Annotated in this window: 4 protein-coding genes; 2 read left to right on the top strand and 2 right to left on the bottom strand. The window is 64.5% G+C overall.

Annotated elements, in window-relative coordinates:
• Window positions 1–659: 659 nt before the first annotated feature.
• Entirely contained in the window at window positions 660–1445 is a 786-nt protein-coding gene (locus A5906_RS21375) for an SDR family NAD(P)-dependent oxidoreductase (protein ID WP_080137267.1), read from the bottom strand.
• A 134-nt stretch (window positions 1446–1579) separates the two neighbouring features.
• On the opposite strand from A5906_RS21375, the gene A5906_RS21370 reads away from it, so the two are divergent.
• Window positions 1580–2278 (top strand): histidine phosphatase family protein, encoded by a 699-nt coding sequence (locus A5906_RS21370; RefSeq protein WP_080137266.1) that lies wholly within the window; start codon window positions 1580–1582, stop codon window positions 2276–2278.
• 121 nt (window positions 2279–2399) lie between these two features.
• Window positions 2400–3167 (top strand): SDR family NAD(P)-dependent oxidoreductase, encoded by a 768-nt coding sequence (locus A5906_RS21365; protein WP_080137265.1) that lies wholly within the window; start codon window positions 2400–2402, stop codon window positions 3165–3167.
• Between the two features lie 148 nt (window positions 3168–3315).
• Here A5906_RS21365 and A5906_RS21360 read toward each other — a convergent pair whose 3' ends face one another.
• The gene (locus tag A5906_RS21360) at window positions 3316–4539 is read right to left on the bottom strand and encodes a serine hydrolase domain-containing protein (RefSeq protein WP_080137264.1); all 1224 of its coding nucleotides are present in this window, start codon (window positions 4537–4539) and stop codon (window positions 3316–3318) included.
• Window positions 4540–4748 lie beyond the last annotated feature (209 nt).

Below are 4748 nucleotides of genomic sequence, written 5' to 3'. Positions count from 1 at the left end.
CATACGACCGATGCCATCAGCGTACGGCAAAATCGTGTGGTCCTGGCGCCCGGGGTCTGTGCGCCAAGTCGTGTGGTGATGTCGCGGCCGACCGGGCCCGCGCATCGATCATCCGCAAGGCGACGGGGGCAATAGTGCATCGCTCCCCGGGGAGAGCACGACATAAGCCGTAAAGCCACTGCGCAGGGAAGGCCGGATGTTTGGCTTCACCTGTATGCCGCTGTGCAAATTCTTTGTTGCCACCTTCGCACAGTGGACCGTGGGTGCCCGGCCGGCACCCGGTCTTCCCTGCGCCCTCTTTCATGTGAGGGTGAAGCGACGAAGCAAAGCTCGGGCGAAACAGGCCGCGAGGACGCGAAGGCGTGTCTGCGGGTGAGATGCGAATTGAAGAAGCGATGCCATCACCACGTCATTGCGAGCGCAGCGAAGCAATCCAGAGTCTTTCCGCAGCGGCAGTCTGGATTGCTTCGCTGCGCTCGCAATGACGGTGTGGAAACAATCAGCCCGAAACCAAGCTCTCGTGCCCCGGACGCTACGCAGCACGAAGTGATGCGCTGCAGAGCCGGGGCCCATGCATCGGCGAGTGCGCGGTCTGCTGGGTCCCGGCTCTGCGCCGCAAACGGCTGCGCGCTGCGGCGTGTCCGGGACACGAGTGCGATCTACACCGGCTTGCCCGTATACGGCATCGACGCGGTGAGGCCGCCGTCCACCGGGAATGCCTGCCCGTTGACATACGACGCCTCGTCGCTTGCCAGGAACAGTCCCATCGCCGCGAGTTCGTGCGGCTGGCCGGGGCGCTTGAGCGGGTTGAGCTGGCCGATCTTGTCCTGGGTACCGCGCTCCTTGGCGCGGTCGAAGATCGGCTTGGTCATACCGGTTTCGATCAGGCCGGGGCAGACGGCGTTGATGCGCACGCCGGTGCCGGTGAGCGAATAGGCGGTGGTCTGCACCAGGCTGATCACGCCGGCCTTGCTCGCAGCATAAGGATGCCCGCTCGCACCGGCCTTGAGGCCAGCGACCGAGGCGGTCAGCACGATTGCGCCGGACTGCTGCTTCACCATGTGCGGCATCGCATGCTTCACTGCGAGGAACGGTCCGATCAAATTGACGCGCAAAATCTCCTGCCAGTGCTCGACGGTCTGCTCGGCGAGCGGAACGAGGCCGCCGGAGACGCCGGCATTGGCCCAGATCACGTCGAGCCGGCCGTGCGTCTTCACCGCCTTGTCGATGACGGCGATGACGTCCTTCTCCGAGCCAGCATCGGCCACCATCGCTTCCGCGACACCACCTGCGTTTTTGATCTCATCGACGGCCTCTCTCACCGCCTCGGTGCGATCGACCGCGATCAGCTTTGCACCTTCCTTGGTGAACAGCAGCGCTGCCGCACGGCCGATGCCGCTGCCGGCGCCGGTGATGATGACGGATTTACCCTGCAGGCGGCCCATGCGTTTCTCCCTTTTTGCTCACGCGCGACGCTTGCCGCGCGACGGAATTTCAAACAAGATTTCAAACGGTAAAGTGTCTTGAGACACGTTCATACCTGACGTACAGCGACATCACACGGGATGGAAGGGTTTCGATGGCAGCCGAAGACAAGCCCAAGGTGGTCACGACACGGTGGTGGTGGGTCCGTCACGCGCCGGTGCGCAATGACGGAGGCAACATCTACGGGCAGAGCGATATCGCCTGCGACACCAGCGACACTTACGTTTTCAATGCTGTTGCCAAGGTGCTGCCACGCAAAGCAGTCTGGTATTCGAGCAATCTGATGCGCACGCATCAGACGGCGGAAGCGATCTGGGCGGCGGGCTTCCCGCGGCCCGCCTCGATGAAGTGGGAGGCGGACCTTGCCGAACAAAATCTCGGCCGCTGGCAGGGCATGAACCGTGCCCAGTTCGTTGCAAGCCGCCCTGTCGGCAGCAGCTGGTTCGCGGACATCAACGAACCCGCGCCCGGCGGCGAGAGTTTCATGGATCTCTACAACCGCACGCGTCGCACCATCGAGCGCATCAACAAGGAGGCGGCCGGGCAGGACATCATTGCGGTCGCTCATGGCGGCACCATCAAGGCGGCGCTCGGGCTCGCGCTGGATGGCCAGCCGGAGCGGGGACTGTCGTTCGATATCGACAATTGTTCGGTGACGCGGCTCGACTATTTTGCAAGTGCCGAGCGCACGGTCTGGCGGTTGCCGATGGTCAATCAGCAGCCATGGATCGCTGACGACGCGCACGCGGCGATGCATCAGCCGGCGGGACCGGAAGTCAAGAAGCTCGCGTGAAGCTGCCGTCATTCCGGGGCGATGCAGAGCATCGAGCCCGGAATCTCGAGATTCCGGGTCCGGTCCTACGGACCGTCCCGGAATGACATCGCCTACGAAAATCAAAATCTGGGAGAGAAACATGACCTTGTTCGACATGAAGGGGAAAGTCGCCGTCATCACGGGATCGACGCGCGGCATCGGGCTTGCAATCGCCGAGCGCATGGCCGAGCACGGCGCCAAGGTCGTGATCTCCTCGCGCAAGGCCGACGTCTGCGAGCAGGTGGCGAACGGCATCAACGACAAGTTCGGCAAGGGCACCGCCGTCGCGGTCGCGGCGAATATCTCCTCGAAGGAGAATCTGCAGAATCTCGTCGACGAGAGCAACCGCGCCTTCGGCAAGATCGACGTACTGGTCTGCAACGCAGCATCGAATCCGTATTACGGGCCGCTCGCCGGCATATCCGACGATCAGTTCCGCAAGATTCTCGACAACAACATCGTCGCCAACAACTGGCTGATCTCGATGGTTGTGCCGCAGATGATCGAGCGCAAGGACGGTTCGGTCATCATCGTCTCCTCGATCGGCGGCCTGAAGGGCTCGACCATTCTCGGCGCCTATGCGATCTCCAAGGCCGCCGACATGCAGCTCGCCCGCAACCTCGCTTGCGAATACGGCAAGCACAACATACGCGTGAACTGCATCGCGCCCGGCCTGATCAAGACCGACTTCGCGAGAGCGCTGTGGGACAATCCGGAGAATTTGAAGGCTTCGACCTCGCGCTCGCCGCTGCTGCGCATCGGCATTCCCGACGAGATCGCCGGCGCGGCCGTGTTCCTGGGTTCGAAGGCCGGCGACTTCATGACCGGTCAGACCATGGTGATCGACGGCGGCGCGACGATCAGCTGAGGTCTCGTGTCCCGGACGCGTCGCGGCACGCAGTGCCGCTCCGCAGAGCCGGGACCTAGAAGGTCGAAGCGTTCGAGATCGCGGAGACATGGGCCCCGCTCTGCGCAGCAACGCGAAGGGCGTCGCTGCGCGTCCGGGGCACGAGACCTCACTCCACCGCCGCGTAAACCAGGTCCCGCACCAGCGTGCGCGTAAAATCCCGCTGGCCCGGGCCTTGGCTCATGAACACGGTGAACAGGTCCTCCTTCGGGTCGATCCAGAAGAACGTGCCGGCAATGCCGCTCCAGAAATACTGGCCGACGCTGCCGGGGAAGGGCGCGATGCCGGCCTGTGTGCGCACCGCAAAGCCGAGGCCAAAACCGTGGCCCGGTGACAGCAGCGTGCCGTTGACGGGAACGCCGGGTCCGAGATGATCGGAGGCCATCAGCTCCAGCGTCTTGCGGCCGATGATCCTGTTGCCATCGAGCGTGCCGCCGTTGCGCAGCATCAGCGCGAAGCGGGCGTAGTCCATCGTGGTCGAGACCAGACCGCCGCCGCCGGATTCCATCACGGGCTGCTCGAGCATGTTGAAGAGCGCGACCTTGTCGCCGGTCCATGGATCGGCCGCGAAGGGTTCGGCGAGTCTGTTGGCATTGGCCTCGGAGGTCGCAAAGCCGGTCTCGGTCATCCGGAGCGGGGCCAGGACGCGCTCGGTCAGGAAGCTGCCCAGCGATTTGCCGCTGACGATTTCGATGATGCGACCGAGGATGTCGGTGGACCGGCTGTAGTTGAACTCATCGCCGGGATGGCAGACCAGGGGGAAGCTCGCCACCAGCGCGGCGTGCTCGGCATTGGTGATCTTGCGGCTGCGCACCCGGGAGTCCTGGTAGATCTTGTGCACGGGACCGTCGCCCTGGTGCTCGTAGGTCAGGCCGGAGGTGTGGCGCAGCAGGTCCTGCACCGTCATCGGCCGCCTGGGCGGAACCAGCTCCAGCCTGCCGCCATTGACCACGCCGACCTTCTGGTCGGCGAACTCCGGAATGAACTTGGCCACGGCGTCGCCCAGCAGCAGGTGGCCGTCCTCGACCAGCGCCATGACCGCAACCGAGACGATCGGCTTGGTCATCGAGAAGATCCGGAAGATCGAATCGCGCGCCATCGGGGCAGCGCCTGCCGGGCTCTGCCTGCCGAGTGCCTCGAACCAGCCGACTTGGCCGCCCCTCGCCACCAGCACGGTGACGCCGGGGACGGTCCCCTTGTCGATCTCACGCTGGAAGGCGTCCGACATGGCCTGGAGGCGGGGGCGCGACAGCCCCAGCGTCTCGGGCCTGGCTTCCGGCAAAGGCGGCGTCGGGGCCGCGGAGACGGGGTTGAGGGCGGCGTGGGCGTTCATGAGGGCTCCCGGGTTGTTCTTGTCGCTCGGGACGGACTGTCGCCCAGAAGTCGCGGTGTGAACAAGCGACCCTTGTGCGCTTCTCCCTTGCAATCCGGTCGCCCCCTGTGCTTGAAAGCGGCCCTGAGCCGCGGCGACGCAGGTTCGTAGGAGTGTAGCTCAATTGGTAGAGCACCGGTCTCCAAAACCGGGGGTCGCAGGTTCGAGCC

This window comes from Bradyrhizobium sacchari (assembly GCF_002068095.1).
Lineage (GTDB): Bacteria > Pseudomonadota > Alphaproteobacteria > Rhizobiales > Xanthobacteraceae > Bradyrhizobium > Bradyrhizobium sacchari.
This window is presented reverse-complemented; position numbering and strand designations above follow the sequence as displayed.